The organism is Undibacterium sp. Ren11W (assembly GCF_049340485.1).
In the GTDB taxonomy this organism is placed as follows: Bacteria; Pseudomonadota; Gammaproteobacteria; order Burkholderiales; family Burkholderiaceae_D; genus Undibacterium.
Map to the genome: position 1 here is coordinate 1 of NZ_JBMPPB010000018.1, position 4657 is coordinate 4657.

Annotated in this window: 2 tRNA genes and 2 rRNA genes; all 4 read left to right on the forward strand. The window is 49.2% G+C overall.

The features are described from left to right. Positions 1-950 (forward strand): 16S ribosomal RNA (locus ACO0K8_RS22235); the annotation flags it as partial. Positions 951-1046: 96 nt separating this feature from the next. Continuing rightward, positions 1047-1122 (forward strand) — tRNA-Ala (locus ACO0K8_RS22240). A gap of 29 nt (positions 1123-1151) precedes the next feature. After that, a tRNA-Ile gene (locus tag ACO0K8_RS22245) sits at positions 1152-1228 on the forward strand. 396 nt (positions 1229-1624) lie between these two features. Continuing rightward, positions 1625-4501, forward strand: a 23S ribosomal RNA gene (locus ACO0K8_RS22250). Positions 4502-4657 lie beyond the last annotated feature (156 nt).

Below are 4657 nucleotides of genomic sequence, written 5' to 3' on the forward strand. Positions count from 1 at the left end.
TATAAGTCAGATGTGAAATCCCTGGGCTCAACCTAGGAACTGCATTTGAGACTGTATGGCTAGAGTGTGTCAGAGGGGGGTAGAATTCCACGTGTAGCAGTGAAATGCGTAGATATGTGGAGGAATACCGATGGCGAAGGCAGCCCCCTGGGATAACACTGACGCTCATGCACGAAAGCGTGGGGAGCAAACAGGATTAGATACCCTGGTAGTCCACGCCCTAAACGATGTCTACTAGTTGTTGGGTCTTAATTGACTTAGTAACGCAGCTAACGCGTGAAGTAGACCGCCTGGGGAGTACGGTCGCAAGATTAAAACTCAAAGGAATTGACGGGGACCCGCACAAGCGGTGGATGATGTGGATTAATTCGATGCAACGCGAAAAACCTTACCTACCCTTGACATGTACAGAATGCCGAAGAGATTTGGCGGTGCTCGCAAGAGAACTGTAACACAGGTGCTGCATGGCTGTCGTCAGCTCGTGTCGTGAGATGTTGGGTTAAGTCCCGCAACGAGCGCAACCCTTGTCATTAGTTGCTACATTAAGTTGAGCACTCTAATGAGACTGCCGGTGACAAACCGGAGGAAGGTGGGGATGACGTCAAGTCCTCATGGCCCTTATGGGTAGGGCTTCACACGTCATACAATGGTACATACAGAGGGCCGCCAACCCGCGAGGGGGAGCTAATCCCAGAAAGTGTATCGTAGTCCGGATTGTAGTCTGCAACTCGACTACATGAAGTTGGAATCGCTAGTAATCGCGGATCAGCATGTCGCGGTGAATACGTTCCCGGGTCTTGTACACACCGCCCGTCACACCATGGGAGCGGGTTTCGCCAGAAGTAGGTAGCTTAACCGTAAGGAGGGCGCTTACCACGGCGGGATTCGTGACTGGGGTGAAGTCGTAACAAGGTAGCCGTATCGGAAGGTGCGGCTGGATCACCTCCTTTCTAGAGTGCGCTACGAATTAAGTGTCCACACTTATTGACTGTTAATGATAAAGAACGTAGAGATGAAGAAATTCATCGATACCGAGTTCCCGAATTGGGGGTTTAGCTCATCTGGTAGAGCACCTGCTTTGCAAGCAGGGGGTGAACGGTTCGATCCCGTTAACCTCCACCATTTACCTAGTACGAAGCTAGTAAAGAAGTGGGGCTGTAGCTCAGCTGGTTAGAGCACCGTGTTGATAACGCGGGGGTCGTTGGTTCGAGTCCAACCAGCCCTACCAGTGAAGTGGAAAGGGAGCGAAAAAACAAATGTGAGTAGCGCGAGCGCTATTGAGATTTGTTCTTTCGAAACGAAAGCAAAGTATCAAGTAAGACCGTTCTTTAACAATTGAGAAGAAGTAAAGTAGAAATAATCAAAATTATTTCTGTGAAGGAAATTAATAACGACAGTTATTAACGATAATTCATGGAAGGGTTGTGATTGTATCAAACAAACATAAAATGTATTAAAAAGAGTTTGAAAAGCACTGTAGCAATACAGGGTTTTAGAAAATCAAATATCTTGAGATACGGCAAACGCTAAAGTAATACTCATAGTAATAAGAACTATAGCGATTTTTTGGTGATGAACCTTGGTTTAAGTAATTAAACAAAGACACCAGAATCTAAAGTTATAGGGACAAGTGACTAAGTGCACATGGTGGATGCCTAGGCGATTACAGGCGATGAAGGACGTAGTAGCTTGCGATAAGCTGCGGGGAGTGAGCAAACACACTTTGATCCGCAGATTTCCGAATGGGGAAACCCACCCTTAGGGGTATTGCATACTGAATACATAGGTATGCAAGGCGAACGCGGCGAACTGAAACATCTAAGTAGCTGCAGGAAAAGAAATCAACCGAGATTCCCAAAGTAGTGGCGAGCGAAATGGGAACAGCCTGCAAGATTTAGCACCTTTGATAATAGAATGGAATGGAAAGTCCAGCCATAGAGGGTGATAGCCCCTTATATGAAATCCTCGGTGTGGAACTAAGTTTGCGACAAGTAGGGCGGGACACGTGAAATCCTGTCTGAACATGGGGGGACCATCCTCCAAGGCTAAATACTCGTAATCGACCGATAGTGAACCAGTACCGTGAGGGAAAGGCGAAAAGAACCCCGGAAGGGGAGTGAAATAGATCCTGAAACCGTGTGCATACAAACAGTAGGAGCGGACTTGTTCCGTGACTGCGTACCTTTTGTATAATGGGTCAGCGACTTACATTCAGTGGCAAGGTTAACCGCATAGGGAAGCCGTAGAGAAATCGAGTCCGAATAGGGCGAAATTAGTCGCTGGGTGTAGACCCGAAACCAAGTGATCTACTCATGGCCAGGATGAAGGTGCCGTAACAGGTACTGGAGGTCCGAACCCACTAATGTTGAAAAATTAGGGGATGAGCTGTGGGTAGGGGTGAAAGGCTAAACAAACTTGGAAATAGCTGGTTCTCTCCGAAAACTATTTAGGTAGTGCCTCAAGTATCACCATCGGGGGTAGAGCACTGTTATGGCTAGGGGGTCATCGCGACTTACCAACCCATTGCAAACTCCGAATACCGATGAGTGCGAGCTTGGGAGACAGACGTCGGGTGCTAACGTCCGGCGTCAAGAGGGAAACAACCCAGACCGCCAGCTAAGGTCCCAAAGATTGGCTAAGTGGAAAACGAAGTGGGAAGGCTAAAACAGTCAGGAGGTTGGCTTAGAAGCAGCCACCCTTTAAAGAAAGCGTAATAGCTCACTGATCGAGTCGTCCTGCGCGGAAGATGTAACGGGGCTAAGCCAGTCACCGAAGCTGCGGATATAACTTAGGTTATATGGTAGGAGAGCGTTCTGTAAGCCTGCGAAGGTGTCTTGTAAAGGATGCTGGAGGTATCAGAAGTGCGAATGCTGACATGAGTAGCGATAATGGGGGTGAAAAGCCTCCACGCCGTAAGCCCAAGGTTTCCTGTTCAACGTTCATCGGAGCAGGGTGAGTCGGCCCCTAAGGCGAGGCAGAGATGCGTAGCTGATGGGAAGCAGGTTAATATTCCTGCACCGTCGTATGATGCGATGGGGGGACGGATCGCGGAAGGTTGTCAGGCGGTTGGATGAGCCTGTTCTTGACTTGTAGAAGGCACTTAGGCAAATCCGGGTGCGTAATTCAAGGGGTTGAGACGAGTGAACTTGTTCACGAAGCAATCGGAAGTGGTTCCAAGAAAAGCCTCTAAGCTTCAGTCATACGAGACCGTACCGCAAACCGACACAGGTGGGCGAGATGAGTATTCTAAGGCGCTTGAGAGAACTCGGGAGAAGGAACTCGGCAAATTGGTACCGTAACTTCGGGATAAGGTACGCCCTTGTAGTTTGACCCCCCTGCGGGGGAAGGACGAAAGGGTTGCAATAAACTGGTGGCTGCAACTGTTTAATAAAAACACAGCACTATGCAAACACGAAAGTGGACGTATATGGTGTGACTCCTGCCCGGTGCTGGAAGATTAAATGATGGGGTGCAAGCTCTTGATTGAAGTCCCAGTAAACGGCGGCCGTAACTATAACGGTCCTAAGGTAGCGAAATTCCTTGTCGGGTAAGTTCCGACCTGCACGAATGGAGTAATGATGGCCACACTGTCTCCTCCCGAGACTCAGCGAAGTTGAAATGTTTGTGATGATGCAATCTACCCGCGGCTAGACGGAAAGACCCCATGAACCTTTACTGTAGCTTTGCATTGGACTTTGAACCAATCTGTGTAGGATAGGTGGGAGGCTTTGAAGCGTGGACGCCAGTCTGCGTGGAGCCATCCTTGAAATACCACCCTGGTTTGTTTGAGGTTCTAACCTTGGTCCGTTATCCGGATCGGGGACAGTGCATGGTAGGCAGTTTGACTGGGGCGGTCTCCTCCCAAAGTGTAACGGAGGAGTTCGAAGGTACGCTAGTTACGGTCGGACATCGTGACGATAGTGCAATGGCATAAGCGTGCTTAACTGCGAGACTGACAAGTCGAGCAGGTACGAAAGTAGGACATAGTGATCCGGTGGTTCTGTATGGAAGGGCCATCGCTCAACGGATAAAAGGTACTCTGGGGATAACAGGCTGATTCCTCCCAAGAGTTCATATCGACGGGGGAGTTTGGCACCTCGATGTCGGCTCATCACATCCTGGGGCTGTAGCCGGTCCCAAGGGTATGGCTGTTCGCCATTTAAAGTGGTACGTGAGCTGGGTTTAAAACGTCGTGAGACAGTTTGGTCCCTATCTGCCGTGGGCGTTGGAAGTTTGAAGGGGGCTGCTCCTAGTACGAGAGGACCGGAGTGGACGAACCTCTGGTGTATCGGTTGTCACGCCAGTGGCATTGCCGAGTAGCTATGTTCGGAATAGATAACCGCTGAAAGCATCTAAGCGGGAAACTAGCCTTAAGATGAGACTTCCCAGAGACTAGATCTCTTTAAAGGGTCGTTCGAGACCAGGACGTTGATAGGCTGGGTGTGGAAGTGCAGTAATGCATTAAGCTAACCAGTACTAATTGCCCGTAAGGCTTGTCCCTATAACTTTAGTGTTATAGATTTACGACAAGTATTGTTTGTGTGTTTGCCTTATGTACCGGTATCGGAAGATACTGCGAAGTTTGGTACAAATCACAACCGCCTAAGTCCTGCACTCAACATGCAGGCACGCTGCAGCGATGGTCAATCGCTGGGCA